The following is a 17,479-nucleotide window of genomic DNA, read 5'->3' on the forward strand; positions in this document are numbered from 1 at the left end:
CGACCTCGTCCGGGCCCGGTCGGGCCCGGTCCGGTGCGGCTGCGATCGCGGCCGGGTCGGATTTCGTGGTCCGGCGGGGCCGGTTCAGTGCAGCAGAGCGCTGGGGCCGATCACCTCGGCACCCAACGCGGCCACCCGGCTGCGCAGTTCGCGGTCGGCGGTGACCACGAGGCGGGGGCGGCCGGGGTCCTCGGCGGTCAGCTCGACGATGCGGTCGTCGCCGCTGCCGGACGCCGGTTCCACCCGGACCCCGGGTACCGACGTCACTCCGCGGGCCGCGCCCTCGACGACGAGCACCAGTTCCACCGGGGACGGGCGGCCGGGCAGGCCCCGCTCGGCCAGCCGGTCGCGCAGTCGCTCGGCGGCCCCCTTGCGGTCCCGCCACCAGCCGTCCGGCCGTGACCCGACGACGTTCGCGCCGTCGACGATCACCAGCAGGGAAGCTTCGTCATCCATACCCCCAGCGTCGCACGCCCGGGGCCGGGGCACTGCCCCGGACGACGACCCGCTTAGAGTGAAGCGGTGAACGGCGATTGGCTCGTGCGGGGCCGGGACGGCCGGCTCAGTGTCTATCTGCCGTCCGGCGACTCGGTGCTGTGCCGGGCGGAGCGTGGTCCCGGCGGTCCCTGGGGCATCCCCCGGAAGATGGGCGGCGAACAGCGTCTGCATCCGGGTTTCACGGTGGGTCAGGGCGCCGACGGATATGCCCACCTGGTCGCCTGGCGGCCCACGGTGAAGGGCGAGTCGGGGCTGGTCCACTCCACCCACTACCGTCCGCATCTGGCCGCCCTGGACTGGCAGTCGACAGGCCACCCCAACAAGAAGGGCGACGTCACCGGTGCCCCGGCCGTCGCGGTGGACGCGCGGGGCCGGGCCCATGTCTTCGTCCGCAACCGGGGCCGCGGGGTGAGCATGGTCGCCCAGAAGGAGAAGGGCGGCTGGGAGCCGTGGCGTGACCTGAAGGGCCGGCTGGTCGAGGACGGGCTCGCCGCGGTGACCGGTGAGTCGGGGCGGGTGGAGGTGTACGCGGCGACACCGGGCGGGATCCTGTACTGGCGCCAGGAGACGGCGGGGAGGCCGCCGGTGCTGCTGGAGGCGCTGGAGGCCCCGGTCCGTCCGGGCACCCTCGCCGCCCTCGCCACCTCCGCCGAGAGCACGACCCTCTTCTACAGTGACGAGGCCGGTGACCTGTGCGCCTGGCGTCCCGGCGGCAAGCCGTACACGCTGCTGCCCTCCGCCGGCCCCGGACCGGTCGCCGCGGTCCGCTGCGAACTCGACGGGCACGACTGCACGCTGCTCGCCCAGCGCTCGGCGAGCGGCCGGGTGGCGTTCGCCGCGTACCCCACGCAGGACGAGCGGGCCGGGGCCTGGTGGACCGAGTCGGGACCGCAGCTCCCGGCCGACGCGACGATCGCCCTGACCACGGACGAGGACGACCGGGTCACCGCGGCGACCAGGTCGCCGTCCACCGGACGGATCCTGCTCACCCGCCGCAAGGACGAACCGGGGCTGGCGCTGGAGGCCTGGCGCGAGATCGGCTGAGCGGGCCGGGCGGATGGAGCGACATGCCGTCGGCCATGGACCGTGACTGCGCGGACGGCGAGGAGAACATATGGACGGGCGACATATGATGAGCGCCGTTTCAGCCAATCCGTACGCATGACGCGGCGGCTTCAAGGGAGTGCAGCGGGCCATGCGGAAGAAGTCCTCAGATCGCGCGGGTGCCGTCCGCGACGCCGGTTCCGGCTCGCGTGGTGCGGCCGGGCCCGGCCCCGCCCGCGGGGACTGGCTCACCCTCGGCAGGGACGGCCGGCTCAGCCTGTACGTGCCGACCGAGGGCGGACTGCTGTGCTGGACCGAGGACACGATGGGCGGATCGGACTGGAGCGGGCCCCGCTTCGTTCCCGTCGCCGGGCTGACCCACCTGGCCGTGGTCCAGGGCGCGGACACCTACGTCCACTTCCTCGGCCGCAGGGAGCGCACCGGCGCGGACGGGACGCGCAGGGTGGACATCGTGCATGCCACGCAGTACCAGACGGGGCTGGCCTTCACCGACTGGCGTTCGCTGGGCAGTCCGCATCCGGACCGGGAGCAGGGGCTGCTGCTGGGGCCGCCGTCGGGCGCGGTCGCCTCGGACGGCAGGGTGCACGTCTTCGCCCGGAGCGCACACGGCGACCTGGTGCTGCGCCGGGAGACACCGAGCGGCAAATGGGGGGCCTGGGAGAGGCTGAAGGGCGGCGGCATCAGCCCGTGGCCCGTCGCGGTGGCCCTGGCGAGCGGGCGGATAGAGGTGTGCGTCGACGCCGAGAGCGGTGTGTTCGTCTGGCGGCAGCACGAGCCGGGCGGTGACTTCGTGGGCCCGCGCGGCTTCGCGCTGCACTCCTCGCCGGGTACCGTCGCCGCGCTGGAGACCGGCCGGGACCAGGCCACGTTCTTCTGGTCCGACACCGAAACCGGCGCCGCCATGTCCTGGCGGGCGGGGGGCTGGCCGGCCTCCCTGGGCGGTTCGGCGACAGCGCGGCCGTACGCGACGCTGCGCGCCTCGCTCGACGGTTACGACTGCCTGGTCCTCGCCTACCGGGACCAGGACGGACACGCGGTCCTCGGGGTGGGCGGTGACGAGGACGAGGGCAGCGGCATGTGGTGGTACGCCCTGACCGAGCCCTGCGAGGGCTCGCCAGCGCTGGCCCGGGACGGCCGCGGCCGGGTGGTCATGGCACTGGTCGGCCCGGACGGCACACCTCGGGTCGCCCGGCAGGAGGCCGGCGCGGGACTGAGCATGGGGCCGTGGCAGGACCTGTGACGAGGCTTCGGCCAGGTCCCGCGGCAGCTCCGGGCTGTGCTCAGCCGCCCGTCGCCGGCGACTTCTTGGCGGAATCGGGGATGTCCGAGCCGGTGCGGATCGCCTTCCAGAGCGTGCTCGCCTGAGGCTGGGCGGCCACGACCCGGTTCGGGTCGACCTTGTCGTACGCCACCGGAAGCATGATCGTCTCCATGGTGGAGGGGTTGACGCCGTTCAGGCTGCGGCCGAACTCGGCGAGCTTGGTGAGTGAGGCGAGCTCGGAGTCCGTGGTGAGCGCGGCGGTGAGCTTGTCGGCGATCTTGTACGCCTTCACCGGGCTGCCCAGCAGGTCCTGCTTCTGGATCTCCGCGAGCAGGGCGATCATGAACTGCTGCTGCAGGCCTATGCGGCCGAGATCACTGCCGTCACCTATGCCGTGCCGGGTGCGGACGAACTCGAGGGACTGGGTGCCGTTCAGCTTGTGGGTGCCCTTGGCCAGGTCGAGGCCGCTGGAGGAGTCGTGGATGTCCTGGCCGACGGTGACGGTGACGCCGCCGATCGCGTCCACGAGACCCTTGAAGCCGGCGAAGTCGACCTCGACGTAGTGGTCCATGCGGACCCCCGAGATCTGCTCCACGGTCTTCACGACGCAGGCGGGACCGACCTGGGAGTAGATGGAGTTGAACATCACGCGCTTCGCCGAGGCGGCGGTGGATCCGTCCGCTTTGGTGCACTTCGGGCGGGTCACCAGGGTGTCACGGGGGATGCTGACCGCTACGGCCTTCTTACGTCCCTGTGGTATGTGCAGCACCAGGGCGGTGTCCGAACGGGCGCCGGAGACATGGCCCGTGTGCAGATCCGCGTTGGCGCCCGCGCGTGAATCGGAGCCCAGGATCAGGACGTTCTGTCCTGAAGTGGGCAGCTTCTCCGGACGGTCGTCGCCGATCGCCTTGTTGATGTCGACGCCCTTGATGTTGCCGTCTATGCCGCTGTAGAGCCAGTAGGCGGTACCGCCCACGGCCAGCAGCAGGACCAGGAGCGACGCCAGCACGATGCGGCCGCGGCGCCTCTTGCGGGGGGCCGGGCCGTCCTGTCCGCCCTCGGTGGTCGTGCGGGCACGTCGGTTTTCGGTCGTGGCGCCGTGCGTCATCGGATGCGGTTCCTCTCCTCACGAGCTCCGCTGCCGCGGAGTTGCGGGGCCCGGGTGGGGGAGGCCGGCCCAACTGGTACGAGCGATGCAGAGGAGAACTATAGGCGTCCTCATGACCTGGCATTAACCGGGGTTGGACGGCTGCGGAGTCGGCGATGAACACCACATTAAGGGCGCTTGACCATGGGTTAATGTCAGTTAAGAATGTGTGGAACCTGTGACCTCCGGTGGAGGGGGCTCATGCCTGAGGCCGCAGGGGCGGCAGTTGTCGACGCAGCAAGGGGGCTGTGGGTCTGCCGGGTCAGGGGGGTGTCGCCCAATGAGGCCTTCTCGACGGGCTCATTGGGTGAATTGTCTCGGTAGGAGTAAGGGTGGCGGATCGTCCGCGTCTGAGTATTGTTGTCCCTTTTCAGGATGTTGAGGCCTACCTCGCCGAGTGTCTCGAATCGATCGCGTGGCAGTCGTTCCGCGATTTCGAGGTGATCCTCGTCGATGACGGATCCACCGACCGCTCGACGCGCATCGCCGCGGAGTTCTGCGCCGCCGACCCGCGCTTCCGGCTGATCCGGCAGGAGTCGCAGGGGCCCGGACACGCCCGGAACACCGGCCTGCGGGCCATCCATCCGCGCGCGGAGTTCATCGCCTTCGTCGACGGCGACGACGTCATTCCCGAGTACGCCTACGAATTGCTGGTGCGCACCCTGGAGGAGTCCGGTTCGGACTTCGTCTCCGGCAACGTGCAGATGATGAACTCCACCAAGAAGTGGCAGTCGCCGCTGCACAAGACTCCGATGCAGAAGGACCGCCGCGGCACCCACATCACGAAGTTCGACGCGCTCATCTACGACCGGACCGTGTGGAACAAGCTGTTCCGCCGGTCGTTCTGGGACTACCACTTCATCGAGTTCCCCGAAGGCGTCCTCTACGAGGACTCCTGGGTCAACATGTACGCCCACTTCCGGGCCGCCAAGGTGGACGTCGTCACCGACGTCGTCTACTTCTGGCGGCGCCGCGAGGGCGGTGCCGCTCCCTCGATCACCCAGCGCCACACCGAGCTGTCCAACCTGCGCGACCGGGTCTCCGCCGTCCAGTCGGTGAGCCGCTTCCTCGCCGGACGGCGCTCCCGGGCGTACGAGGAGAGCAAGCGCAAGTACGACCTCGCCTGCCTCAAGTCCGACCTGATGCTGCATCTGAAGGTGCTCCCCGACGCGGACGAGGAGTACCAGCAGGCGTTCGTGGAGTGGGCCAACCAGTTCCTCGACGAGGCCGATCCCACGATCATCGACGAACTGCCGGCGGACGCCCGGGTCAAGTGGCTCCTGGTGCGTGAACGGCGGCTGCCGGAACTGCTCGAAGTCGTCCAGTTCGAACGGCGCGGCGGCCCCATGCCCGTCCAGCGGCGGTTCCGCCGCTACCTGAAGTACCCCTACCTCGGCGACCGCGGGGTCGGTCTGGACAAGAAGGCCTACCGCCTCGACAAGGAGTTCTCGCTGCACGGGGCGCTCGGCGACGCACGCTGGAGCGCCGACGGCCATCTGCTCAGCCTCAGTGGCACGGCATATGTCCGTTTCCTCAATGTGCACAAGAAGCACATGTCGGTGAAGGCGATCGCCCTGCGCAACAAGAAGCAGGGGCGCTTGGTGATCACCACCGCCAGGTCGACCTACGCGCCGCAGGCCACCGAGCACTCCAACCAGAATCGTTACTGCTACGACTGGGCCGGCTTCGAGGCCCAGATCGACACCACCCGTCTCAAGCACAAGGGGCAGTGGGTCGAAGGCACCTGGGACGTCGCCGCCGGAGTGCTCAGCCGCGGTCTGTTCCGCTACCGGGGCATCGACCGGGGCGGCGCCGGGACCGCGGCCAACCCGCCGTACCGCTACGTGGACAAGAACACCCGCGTACTTCCCCTGTTCCTGCAGGGCAAGCTCAAGCTACGCGTGGAGATCGTGCGCTGCCGGATCACCGGCCACCGCGTGAGCGGCGACCAGCTGGAGCTGAACGGCGTGTACCTCGGGCCCAAGGTGCCCGAGTGGGGCAAGCTCCGGGTCACCAGCATGAGCGGGGCCGCCCGGCACGACGCGTGGGTTCACTTCAGGCCCGGCGGCGAGGGCTGGTGCACGTTCACCGCCCGGATTCCGCTGCGCGTCCTGGTACCGGGATTCCGGGCCGAGGCACAATCCGGCGCGGGCATACCCGAGTCCTGGAACATGGGCAGCAACGGCTGGAAGACCACCTTCCACGTCGAGGGCCGCAAGATGACCATCTATCCGGTGGTCTCCGAGGAGACCGCGGACGGGCACTACCGCGTGCCCGCCGCGCTGCAGACCCGCGAGGGCGACCGGGAGATCGTCGTCCACCGCAACGGCTCCGGCTACCTCGTACTCTTCGAACGCGCGACCCTGCCCACGGCCACCGACTTCGGCTGGCACGAGGACGGCTCGCTGGAGATCGCCGGCCGCTACCTGGCCGCGGACCGGATGTCGGCCCAGGAGTACCGGGCGGCGCACCTCGTGGTCCGCTCGCGTGCGCACGGTGCCGAACGCACCGTCCCGCTGGAGTGGGACGGCAACAGGTTCCGAGCCCTCCTGACGCCGGCCGCCATGCGGACCCTGGCCGGCGACATCCCCCTCGCCGCCGGACGCTGGGACTTCTTCCTGCGCCGTCAGGACCTGTCCTCGGTGGCCCGCGAGGACCGCCTCGAAGACCTCATGGTGAAGATCGAGCAGGATCTCGTCGCCGCCCTCCCACAGGACTACGAGGCGGACGAGCGCCGCTACGAACTCCAGGCCGAGGCCTACGACCGGCTCTCCGTCCTCGTGCACTCCGCGATGCCGGACCACGCCCGTGGTCCCTACCGTCAGAAGTTGCTGCGCACCAAGGCCTACCCGGCCGCCCGCCGGAGCAAGGTGCGGCCCGCGGTCCTCTTCGACGCCTTCAAGGGCACCCAGTACTCGGACAGTCCCCGTGCCCTGCACGAGGAACTGGTGCGCCGCGGTGTCGACGTCGAGCACCTCTGGGTCGTACGCGACGACCAGGTCCAGGTCCCGCCGACGGCCAGGCCGGTGCGCATGTGGTCTCCGGAGTGGTACGAGGCCCTGGCCACCAGCCGGTACGTCGTGGTCAACAACCACCTGCCCGACTGGTTCCAGAAGCGTGACGGACAGATCGTCGTGCAGACCTGGCACGGCACCCCGCTGAAGAAGATCGGCCACGACATCGAGGCCATCCACTTCGCGGACCAGCGCTACCTGGAGCGGGTCGAGAAGGAGGTGCAGAACTGGGACATGCTGGTCTCGCCCAACAGCTTCTCCACGCCGATCCTCCAGCGCGCCTTCGGGTTCCCGGGGGAGATGGTGGAGTGCGGGTACCCGCGCAACGACATCCTGCGAAGACCGGATACCGAGGGGCAGGAGCAGGAGATCCGGCGGCGCGTCGGAGTGCCCGACGGCAAACGGGTCGTGATGTACGCACCCACCTGGCGAGACGACCAGTTCTACGCGCCCGGCAAGTACAAGCTGGACTTCCGTATCGACCTGGAGGACGCCCGCGACCGGCTGGCTGCCGACCACGTCCTGCTGGTGCGCCGTCACCCCAACGTGGTGGACCCGGTGCCCGGGGCCGGCGACGGGTTCGTCTTCGACGTCTCCGACTATCCGGACATGGCCGATCTGTCCCTGATCACCGACGTGATGATCACGGACTACTCGTCTCTGATGTTCGACTACGTCAACACCGGACGTCCCATCCTGTTCTTCACCTACGACCTCGACCACTACCGGGACACCCTGCGCGGCTTCTACTTCGACTTCGAGCGCAGTGCGCCCGGCCCCCTGGTGTACTCCTCCGCGGACCTGGTGACCGCCATCCGTGACATCGACCGCATCCAGGACGCCTACGCGGAGCGCTACCGCTGGTTCCAGCGTGAGTTCTGCGACCTCGACGACGGCTTCGCCTCCGCACGGCTCGCGGACCGGATGCTGATCGCGGGCGGCGACCTGACGGCCGAGGAAGGGCGGGCGCCGGCCGTGGGCTCCATGGACACGCGGCACCAGGGACGTGCCATGACCCCGGTCCGGTGGCACGCCCAGAGCTGGTTCGCCCCGCAGCGGCAGCCGGCGCGGTCGGCGGCCGGCACCGGCCGGCCCATGAACGCACTGCCGGCCCAGCCCGGGCCGGCCGACGACCGCACCGCCCGGAGCAGGGTCGCCGAAGGCATGGGCGTATGACGGCGAACGGCCGCACCGCCCCATGACCGCGCCGGTGAACACACCTGGGGGCCCCGGCGCCGCCGTGGGCCGCACAGGCCTGCGCTCAGTCCGTGCGCACGCGCAGCAGCAGCGCGTAGTGGTCCGACGCGCCGGTGTCGCGCACCGTGCAGCGGACCGTGGACAACCCGGTGAACAGATAGTCGAACTTGTGGCCGGAGACATGCGTGCTCCGGCCCGCCCGGGAGGACGCGGAGGACTGGTCGCACTCCCGGTGACTGGAGTACGGACCGGACGGCCACACCCACGAGTAGGGGTTGGCCGCGCCCGGCGGATTCACGTTGAGATCACCGCCGTACACCGTGCGCCGCGCCGCCGCCGCGGCGGCCAGCGTCTTCAGCTGGTTGTCGCGGAACTCCCAGCCGGGGTGTGCCGCGTCGCTGTGCCGCGGGCTCAGATGGGCGGTGCACACCCGCAGGTCGTGCGCGGCGACGGTGGCGCACAGGATGCCCCGCTGCACCCCGACGGTCGGTTGCTGCGAGGACACCGAGGCGACGGCGGACAGCCGGTAGGCGGAGAGGATCGCGAAGCCGGCGGTGCCCGCCCCGGGCGTGGCACACCGGACCGGTGCCGTCCGCCCCGACGTGTCACGCCGCGCGTAGGCGTGGAACGCGGTGTGCCAGGACCGGCCGAGTCCTTCGCGTACCGACTCCAGTTCGGTGGCGCAGGTCTCCTGCAGGAAGATCACCCGTGCTCCGGCCCGCGTGGCGAGCTCGTCCAGCTCGCGCCTCTTCAGCGTCCAGCCGCCGGTGGCCGCACAGCCCCACTGCTGGACGCCGCACATGTTCCAGGTCGCCACGGTCAGCGCCCGGGACGAGGCGTAGGAGTGGTCGGGCCGGTAGGTCTGGAGCACCGTCACCGCGGTGGCCAGCCCCAGCAGGGCGGCCGCCGCGAGGGCGAGCCGGCGCCGTCGGCGGTCCGGGCGGCCGGGCACGGACGAGGAGGAAGCGGGATGCACCACGACATGATGGCCGACCCGCCGACCGGACACCACACGACGAGACGGAAAACGCACCATGTCTGAAGCACCCGCGAAGGGCCGCCAGGTGATCCGGGGGATCGACGCCTCGGGCGGCTACCCCGTGGAGTACCGGTTCGCCCACGCGCGGGGCGGCAACCGGCACCTGACGGTCGTCTTCGCCAACATCTACGCCCCGGACGACTACGGCTGGGCCACCGGAATCCTCGACAACCTCCGCTCCAACATCCTCTGGATCCGCGACAGGTTCGACGCCGGGAACACCTACTACCTCTGCAGGGACATGGACTTCGGCGTCGCGCAGTCCGTGATCGGGCTGATCTCGAACGTGATGAAGGCCCTCGGCCTCACCCCGGACGACGTGACCCTGTGGGGCAGCTCGAAGGGCGGCAGCGCCGCGCTCTACTTCGGGCTGCGCTACGGCTTCCGCAACATCGTGGCCAGCGTCCCGCAGTTGCGGATCGGCACCTTCGTGCGCGACGTGTATCCGGACACCGGCCGGCACATGCTCGGCGAGGAGATGCCCGAGGACGGGGTCCGGCTCCTCGACGCGGTCCTGCCCGACCTCCTGGCCTCCGGCGCCAACCAGGACGCGCACCTCTACCTGGTGTCCTCGCCCCAGGACGAGCAGTACGCCGGCCAGGTGGAGCCGTATCTGGGGCTGCTCCAGCGATACCCGAACTTCAACTTCGTCTTCAGCGAGTCCCCGCACATCACCGACCACGGCAAGGTCACCCAGCGCAACACACCCCCGCTGCTCGGCATCGCCTACCTCCTCGTGGAGGGCATCAGCCCACGCCTGGGCATCACCCGCCACGGCTACGAGGAGCCCGACGCGGACCGGTCGGGTATCACGTCCTTCCTCGCGTCCACATCGGTCGTCCAGGACGGGCTCGCGGCGCCGGTCGTCACCGTGCCGATCGAGCACGGCGTGCTGCCGACGACCGGCGTTCTCGTCGGCAGCGCCCCCGGGGCGGTCCGCGTGAGCGTCTGGGAGAACGGCAGGTACCTGGCCTCGGCACCCGTCGCCTCCGACGGCGGCTGGACCTGGCAGCGCCGGGAGCCGTGGCGACCGGGCGAGCACACGCTGCGGGTCTTCGCCGTCGCGTCGTCGGGCCATCAGTCGCGGCGCACCGAGGTGAAGTTCACCGCCTCCGAACAGGGCGCGGCCCACGGCGAGGCACCGCGGTACGACACCCGGGAGCCGGTCGTCCAGCAGACCTACATGGCGCTGCCGCCGCCGATCGTGCACACACCGGAGCCCCACCAGGAGATCCTCGGTACCCAGGTCCGCTTCACCGGCGCCTCCAACGCCGCCGTCCGGGTCGGCTTCCGGGAGAACGGGGCACCGCTGGGCTTCTGCCCGGTCGGTCATGACGGCCGCTGGCTCTGGGACGCCGACTGGAACTGGGCGGGCGGCACGCACACCGTCGAGGTGTTCGCGGCCAATGCCGCGGGCGAGGAGTCGCCGTCGGCCTCCGTCACCTTCGCCGTCATGCGGACCCCCGGCCACTGACCCGACACACCTCAGGAAGGGATGTCACCCATGCCCCCAGCACCCTCGAACGGGAGGCAGCTGCTCACCGGTATCGAAGCCTCGGGAGCGTTTCCGGTCGAGTACCGGTTCGCACATGCCCAGAAGGGCAACCGGCACCTGGTCGTCGTCTTCGCCAACTTCTCCGCACCGGCCGACTACGGCTGGTCCAACGGGGTGTTCGACAAACTGCGCGCGAACATCCTCTGGATCCGGGACAGTTTCGCCGGGAGCCAGAGCTACTACCTCTGCAGGGAGATGGACTTCGCCCTGGAGCAGTCCGTGATCGGGCTGATCTCGAAGGTGATGACCGCCCTCGGCCTCACCACCGACTCCGTCACCCTGTGGGGCGGTTCGAAGGGGGGCAGCGCGGCCCTCTACTTCGGCCTGAAGTACGGCTTCAGGAACATCGTCGCCATCGCGCCCCAGTTGGCGGTCGGTACCTATGTGAAGACCGTGCATCCCCGCGTCGCCCGCTTCATGCTCGGCGAGGCCGTGCCGGAGGAGAACGTGCGGATCATGGACGCGCTCATCCCCGACCTGGCGCGCTCCGGTGTCCACCGCTCGGCCAACATCTACCTGGTCTCCTCGGCGCAGGACGACCAGTATCCGGTCCAGGTGGAGCCCTACCTGGGTCTCTTCCAGCACTACGAGAACTTCAACTTCGTCTTCAGCGACTCGCCGCACATCGCCGACCACACCCAGGTCGCGGGCCGCAACGTCCCCCTGCTGATGGGCATCGTCAACTTCCTGATCGACGGCATCGCCCCGCGGCTGGGTTTCGTGCGCAACGGTTTCGAGGAGCCGGACCGGGACCGGTCCGCCATCGACTCCTACCTGTCCGCCACCGCCACGGTGCGCGGCGCCGACTTCCCGGCCCCGGTGGTGACGGCACCCGCGCCGAGGTCGCAGGTCCGCCGGGACGCCGTGCGGTTCACGGGGCGTGCGGCGGGTGCCCTGCGGGTGATCGTCTGGGAGCACGGCAAGTACCTCGGGCAGAGCGATGTGGGCCCCGACGGCACCTGGTCCTGGGAACTGGGCAGAGCCTGGAGCAAGGGCGAGCACCCGGTGAAGATCTACGCCGTGGACGCGGTGGGCTACCAGTCGGGCCGCACCGAAGTCCGCTTCACGGCCGTCGACTCCGTGCCGGGGCCCGCCACCCCGACGAGTCCCGGCGCCCCGGCGCCGATGGTGTCGACGGTGGGACCGAGTGCCACGGCGCCGGTGGTGCTGGAGCCCGTGGCCCATGAGCAGGTCCTGGACTCGCACGTCGTCTTCAGCGGCTCCGCCGCGGGCGCCGTGCAGGTGGGCTTCCGGGAGAACGGGATGCTGCTGAGCGGCGCGCCGGTCGCCGCGAACGGCGGCTGGACGTGGGAATCGGGGTGGCCGTGGAGCGAGGGCCCGCACGTCGTCGACGTCTTCGCCGTCGACGGGGCGGGCACGGAGTCCACGGTGACCCGGGTCCCCTTCACCGTCATGAACGTCTCCGCCGCGGCGGCGTCACCCGTGTCCTACTACGGCGGCTCCTTCTGACAGGGGCACGAGCACGGAAAAGGGGCCTTCCGCGGTACGCGGAAGGCCCCTTCGCTCTCGGGGTGTTACGCCGGGACCGAAGCCACGCCGGGCGCCAGGAACTTCTTGCCGTTCACGCGGCCGGAGACACCCTCGCGGTCCAGGTACGGCGTGATGCCGCCCAGGTGGAAGGGCCAGCCGGCGCCCGTGATCAGGCAGAGGTCGATGTCCTGCGCCTCGGCGACGACACCCTCGTCGAGCATGAGCCCGATCTCCTGGGCGACGGCGTCCAGGACGCGGTCACGGACCTGCTCCTCGCTGAGGACCACGTCACCCTGCTCGAGCAGCGCGGCGACCTCCGGGTCCAGCTCCGGCTTCCCGCTGTCGTAGACGTAGAAGCCGCGCTTGCCCGCCTTGACGACGGCCGCGAGGTTCGGGGAGACGGTGAAGCGGTCCGGGAAGGCCCGGTTGAGGGTCTCCGAGACGTGCAGACCGATGGCGGGACCGACCAGCTCGAGCAGGACGAGCGGGGACATCGGCAGGCCCAGCGGCTCCACCGCCTTCTCCGCGACCTCGACCGGGGTGCCCTCGTCGATGACGTTCTGGATCTCGCCCATGAAGCGGGTGAGGATGCGGTTGACGACGAACGCCGGGGCGTCCTTCACCAGCACCGCGGTCTTCTTCAGCTTCTTGGCGACGGCGAAGGCGGTGGCCAGCGCCGCGTCGTCGGTCCGCTCGCCGCGCACGATCTCCAGGAGCGGGAGGATCGCGACCGGGTTGAAGAAGTGGAAGCCCACGACCCGCTCGGGGTTCTTGAGCTTCGACGCCATCTCCGTCACCGACAGGGAGGAGGTGTTCGTCGCCAGGATCGCGTGCGCCGGGGCGACCGCCTCGACCTCCGCGAACACCTGCTGCTTGACGCCGATCTCCTCGAAGACCGCTTCGATGATGAAGTCGGCGTCCGCGAAGCCCTCGGCCTTGTCCAGCACACCGGTGACCAGTGCCTTGAGGCGGTTGGCCTTGTCCTGGTTGATACGGCCCTTGCCGAGCAGCTTCTCGATCTCGGCGTGGACGTAGCCCACACCCTTGTCGACGCGGTCCTGGTCGATGTCGGTCAGCACGACCGGCACCTCGAGGCGGCGCAGGAAGAGCAGCGCGAGCTGGGAGGCCATCAGACCGGCGCCGACGACACCGACCTTGGTGACCGGACGCGCCAGGTTCTTGTCCGGCGCACCCGCCGGACGCTTGCCGCGCTTCTGCACGAGGTTGAACGCGTAGATGCCCGCGCGCAGTTCACCGCCCATGATCAGGTCGGCGAGCGCCAGGTCCTCGGCGTCGTAGCCCTGCTGGAGGTCGCCGTTCTTGGCGGCGGCGATGATGTCCAGGGCGCGGTAGGCGGCCGGGGCGGCGCCGTGCACCTTGGAGTCCGCGATGAACCGGCCCTTGGCGACGGCCTGGTCCCAGGCCTCACCGCGGTCGATCACCGGACGCTCGACCTCGATGTCGCCCTTCAGCACCTGGGCGGTCCAGATCAGCGACTGCTCCAGGAAGTCGGCACCCTCGAAGAGGGCGTCGGCGATGCCCAGGTCGAAGACCTGCTGCCCCTTGAGCTGCTTGTTCTGGTTGAGGCTGTTCTCGATGATGACCGAGACGGCCTTGTCGGCGCCGATCAGGTTCGGCAGCAGCGCGCAGCCGCCCCAGCCCGGCACCAGACCGAGGAAGACCTCGGGCAGCGAGAACGCCGGGATGGCCTTCGAGACGGTCCGGTACGTGCAGTGCAGACCGACCTCGACGCCACCGCCCATGGCGGCACCGTTGTAGTACGCGAAGGTCGGCACGGCCAGGCCCGCGAGGCGCTTGAAGACCTCGTGGCCGCCCTTGCCGATGGCGAGCGCGTGCTCGTGCTCCTTGAGGAGCTCGACGCCCTTCAGGTCCGCGCCGACCGCGAAGATGAACGGCTTGCCGGTGATGCCGACACCGACGATCGTGCCGTCGGCCGCCTCCTTCTCCACCTGGTCGATCGCGGTGTTGAGGTTGGCCAGCGAGGCCGGGCCGAAGGTGGTCGGCTTGGTGTGGTCCAGGCCGTTGTCCAGGGTGATCAGCGCGAAGCGGCCGGCCCCGGACGGCAGGTCGAAGTGGCGTACGTGCGCCGACGTCACGACCTCGTCGGGGAACAGGTCGGAGGCCTGCTTCAAAAGCTCGGCGGTGCTGCTCACTTGTCCCCCTCGAAGTGCGGGTTCTCCCAGATGACCGTCGCGCCCATGCCGAAGCCGACGCACATGGTGTTCAGGCCGTAGCGGACGTTCGGGTGCTCCTCGAACTGGCGGGCCAGCTGCGTCATCAGACGCACACCCGAGGAGGCGAGCGGGTGACCGAAGGCGATGGCGCCGCCGTACTGGTTGACGCGCTCGTCGTCGTCCGCGATGCCGTAGTGGTCGAGGAAGGCCAGCACCTGCACGGCGAAGGCCTCGTTGATCTCGAACAGACCGATGTCGGAGATGCTCAGCCCGGCCTGGGCGAGCGCCTTCTCGGTGGCCGGGATCGGGCCGTAGCCCATGACCTCCGGCTCGACACCGGCGAAGGAGTACGACACGAGCCGCATCTTGACCGGCAGGTTGTTCTCACGGGCGAAGTCCTCGCTCGCGATGAGCGAGGCGGTGGCGCCGTCGTTCAGACCGGCCGCGTTACCGGCGGTGACCCGGCCGTGCACACGGAACGGCGTCTTGAGACCCGACAGGTTCTCCAGGGTGGTCCCGGGACGCATCGGCTCGTCGGCGGTGACCAGACCCCAGCCGGTCTCGCCGCCCTCGGGGTTGGTCCGGCGCACCGAGATCGGCACCAGGTCGGCCTGGATCTTGCCGTCGGCGTACGCCTTGGCGGCCTTCTCCTGCGAGCGCACCGCGTACTCGTCCGCGCGCTCCTTGGTGATCTGCGGGTAGCGGTCGTGCAGGTTCTCGGCGGTCATGCCCATGAACAGCGCCGACTCGTCGACCAGCTTCTCGCTGACGAACCGCGGGTTCGGGTCGACGCCCTCGCCCATCGGGTGGCGGCCCATGTGCTCGACACCGCCGGCGATGGCGATGTCGTACGCGCCGAAGGCGACCGAACCGGCGACCGTGGTGACGGCGGTCAGGGCGCCGGCACACATGCGGTCGATGGAGTAGCCGGGCACGGAGGTCGGCAGGCCCGCGAGGATGCCTGCGGTACGGCCGATGGTCAGGCCCTGGTCACCGATCTGCGTGGTCGCGGCGATGGCGACCTCGTCGATTTTTTTGGTGTCCAGCCCGGGGTTGCGGCGCAGCAGCTCCCGGATCGCCTTCACGACGAGGTCGTCGGCGCGGGTCTCGTGGTAGATGCCCTTCGGGCCCGCCTTGCCGAACGGGGTACGGACGCCGTCGACGAAGACGACATCCCTGACGGTACGAGGCACGATTGGCTCTCCTCCAGGGTGCGGGATGGCACTGCTGCGATGCGCTGAGCGCGCGCTCAGGCCCCATGCTACTTGTGAGTAACGTGACTGCCCACCCCTGGCGGGCGGAGCGGCGAAGGTCACACGCACCGAGGCCGTGAACGTGGTGGTCGCGCTGTTCCCGCTGGTCGTGCCGTCCTGCAACCTTGGCGTGATCTCGACGTCCGTCCCGGTTCCGTTTCCGCACCCCTGCCGGGTGCGGACCGGCCAGAGCCTGTCCGGCGGATCACGCCGGGACGCGGGGTCTGCCACGCCCCTGCCCGGAGGAGCCCGGGCGGCGCTGTCGCCGGTCGTCCACCGTCCCCGGCGTTCGACCGGACTCCGCTCACCGGCGCCGACGAGGCGCCGTCGGCCTGCCGCGCCCTGATCCGCCGGACCGGCGCTAGGCGGTCAGCGCCGTCACCAAAGCCGCCGTCACCTGCTCCACCTGCCACGGGCGGGCGCCGTAGCCCGCCAGAGCCGCCGCCACCGCCTCGGCGTCGACGGTCTTCGGCGGCTCCCAGCAGAGCCTGCGCACCGTGTCGGGCGTGATCAGGTTCTCCTGGGGCATGGTGAGCTGTTCGGCCAGTGCGGTCACCGCGGCCCGCGCGGCGGACAGCCGCGCGGCCGCCGCGGGGTCCTTGTCCGCCCACGCCCGTGGCGGCGGCGGACCCGTCACCGGCTGACCCGGCAGCGGCAGCCCGGCGTCCGGCAGGGCCTTGGCCCGGTCCACCGCCGCCTGCCACTGCTCCAGCTGCCGTCGTCCCATCCGGTGTCCGAAGCCGTTCAGCGCCGCGAGGGCGTGCACGGTCGCCGGAAGCGCCAGCGCGGCCTCCACGATCGCCGCGTCACTGAGCACCTTGCCGGGCGACACGTCCCGCTTCTGCGCGATCCGGTCCCGCGTCTGCCACAGCTCCCGCACCACACCGAGCTGCCGGCGCCGCCGCACCTTGTGCATTCCCGAGGTCCGGCGCCAGGGGTCCTTGCGCGGCTCGGCCGGCGGCGCGGAGGCGATCGCGTCGAACTCCTGCCGTGCCCACTCCAGCTTCCCCTGCCGGTCCAGCTCCTTCTCCAGGGCGTCCCGCAGATCGACGAGCAGCTCGACGTCGAGGGCCGCGTACCGCAGCCACGGCTCGGGCAGCGGCCGGGTCGACCAGTCGACGGCGGAGTGGCCCTTCTCCAGGACGAAACCGAGGACGCTCTCGACCATCGCCCCGAGCCCGACCCGCGGGAACCCGGCGAGCCGCCCGGCCAGCTCGGTGTCGAACAGGCTGCCGGGCATCATGCCTATCTCGCGCAGACAGGGCAGGTCCTGGGTGGCCGCGTGCAGCACCCACTCGACGCCGGCCAGCGCCTCGCCGAGGCCGGACAGGTCGGGGCAGGCGACGGGGTCGATCAGCGCCGTGCCGGCGCCCTCGCGGCGCAGCTGGACGAGGTAGGCGCGCTGCCCGTAGCGGTAGCCGGACGCGCGCTCGGCGTCGACGGCCACGGGGCCGGAGCCGGCCGCGAAGGCCGCGATCACGCGGGCGAGCGCATCCTCGTCCGTGACCACGGGCGGAATGCCCTCACGCGGCTCCAGCAAGGGAATCGGCGCCCCCGTCACAGAAGATCCGGCCTCGTCCGGGGGAGTGCCCCCGGTGGTGCGCAGTGAACTGTCTGCTGCGGTGTCTTGGGCGTCGGTCACATGTCAAGGGTATCTGTGTGTGGACGGGGCCCCCCCCCGGCAACAAGCCGCCCCCGGCGGCCGGGGGGGGGGAAACACAAACCAACCGGTAAAAAAAAGGTGACCCCCACGGGGGCGGCGCC

11 protein-coding genes are annotated in these 17,479 nt (G+C 70.5%); 5 read left to right on the forward strand and 6 right to left on the reverse strand.

The features are described 5' to 3' along the window. Positions 1-84: 84 nt before the first annotated feature. Positions 85-456, reverse strand: a complete 372-nt coding sequence (locus tag ACFXI4_RS30560; protein WP_384996989.1) for an NTP pyrophosphohydrolase — start codon at positions 454-456, stop codon at positions 85-87. Positions 457-522: 66 nt separating this feature from the next. Here ACFXI4_RS30560 and ACFXI4_RS30565 point away from each other — a divergent pair, with 66 nt between their 5' ends. Next, positions 523-1,542, forward strand: coding sequence for a hypothetical protein (locus ACFXI4_RS30565; RefSeq protein ID WP_384996991.1), 1,020 nt, complete (start codon positions 523-525; stop codon positions 1,540-1,542). Positions 1,543-1,693: 151 nt separating this feature from the next. Then, complete coding sequence (locus ACFXI4_RS30570) at positions 1,694-2,803, forward strand: hypothetical protein (protein ID WP_384996993.1); 1,110 nt, start codon at positions 1,694-1,696, stop codon at positions 2,801-2,803. Between the two features lie 40 nt (positions 2,804-2,843). Here ACFXI4_RS30570 and ACFXI4_RS30575 read toward each other — a convergent pair whose 3' ends face one another. Then, positions 2,844-3,932 (reverse strand): LCP family protein, encoded by a 1,089-nt coding sequence (locus ACFXI4_RS30575; protein ID WP_384996995.1) that lies wholly within the window; start codon positions 3,930-3,932, stop codon positions 2,844-2,846. Positions 3,933-4,303: 371 nt separating this feature from the next. Here ACFXI4_RS30575 and ACFXI4_RS30580 point away from each other — a divergent pair, with 371 nt between their 5' ends. Next, complete coding sequence (locus ACFXI4_RS30580) at positions 4,304-8,161, forward strand: CDP-glycerol glycerophosphotransferase family protein (RefSeq protein WP_384996997.1); 3,858 nt, start codon at positions 4,304-4,306, stop codon at positions 8,159-8,161. Positions 8,162-8,246: 85 nt separating this feature from the next. On the opposite strand, the gene ACFXI4_RS30585 is transcribed toward ACFXI4_RS30580, so the two are convergent. Further along, positions 8,247-9,158 carry an endonuclease/exonuclease/phosphatase family protein gene (locus tag ACFXI4_RS30585; RefSeq protein WP_384996999.1) on the reverse strand — a complete coding sequence of 304 codons (912 nt, stop codon included), beginning with the start codon at positions 9,156-9,158 and terminating at the stop codon, positions 8,247-8,249. Between the two features lie 58 nt (positions 9,159-9,216). Between ACFXI4_RS30585 and ACFXI4_RS30590 the strand changes: the two genes are divergently transcribed. Further along, the gene (locus ACFXI4_RS30590; protein ID WP_384997001.1) at positions 9,217-10,695 is read left to right on the forward strand and encodes a hypothetical protein; all 1,479 of its coding nucleotides are present in this window, start codon (positions 9,217-9,219) and stop codon (positions 10,693-10,695) included. Between the two features lie 30 nt (positions 10,696-10,725). Then, positions 10,726-12,246 carry a hypothetical protein gene (locus tag ACFXI4_RS30595; protein WP_384997002.1) on the forward strand — a complete coding sequence of 507 codons (1,521 nt, stop codon included), beginning with the start codon at positions 10,726-10,728 and terminating at the stop codon, positions 12,244-12,246. A 65-nt stretch (positions 12,247-12,311) separates the two neighbouring features. Here ACFXI4_RS30595 and ACFXI4_RS30600 read toward each other — a convergent pair whose 3' ends face one another. The 3 genes from ACFXI4_RS30600 to ACFXI4_RS30610 all read right to left on the reverse strand — a co-directional run bounded on the left by ACFXI4_RS30600 (position 12,312) and on the right by ACFXI4_RS30610 (position 17,357). Next, a complete protein-coding gene (locus ACFXI4_RS30600) occupies positions 12,312-14,441 on the reverse strand; it encodes a 3-hydroxyacyl-CoA dehydrogenase NAD-binding domain-containing protein (RefSeq protein WP_384997004.1) in 2,130 nt (709 codons plus the stop codon). Further along, the gene (locus tag ACFXI4_RS30605) at positions 14,438-15,655 is read right to left on the reverse strand and encodes an acetyl-CoA C-acyltransferase (RefSeq protein WP_362727149.1); all 1,218 of its coding nucleotides are present in this window, start codon (positions 15,653-15,655) and stop codon (positions 14,438-14,440) included. The genes ACFXI4_RS30600 and ACFXI4_RS30605 overlap by 4 nt, the downstream gene beginning before the upstream one ends. A gap of 421 nt (positions 15,656-16,076) precedes the next feature. Next, positions 16,077-17,357, reverse strand: a complete 1,281-nt coding sequence (locus ACFXI4_RS30610) for an HRDC domain-containing protein (RefSeq protein ID WP_384997006.1) — start codon at positions 17,355-17,357, stop codon at positions 16,077-16,079. Positions 17,358-17,479: the final 122 nt, after the last annotated feature.

Source organism: Streptomyces sp. NPDC059224, from assembly GCF_042754285.1.
Taxonomy (GTDB): Bacteria; Actinomycetota; Actinomycetes; order Streptomycetales; family Streptomycetaceae; genus Streptomyces.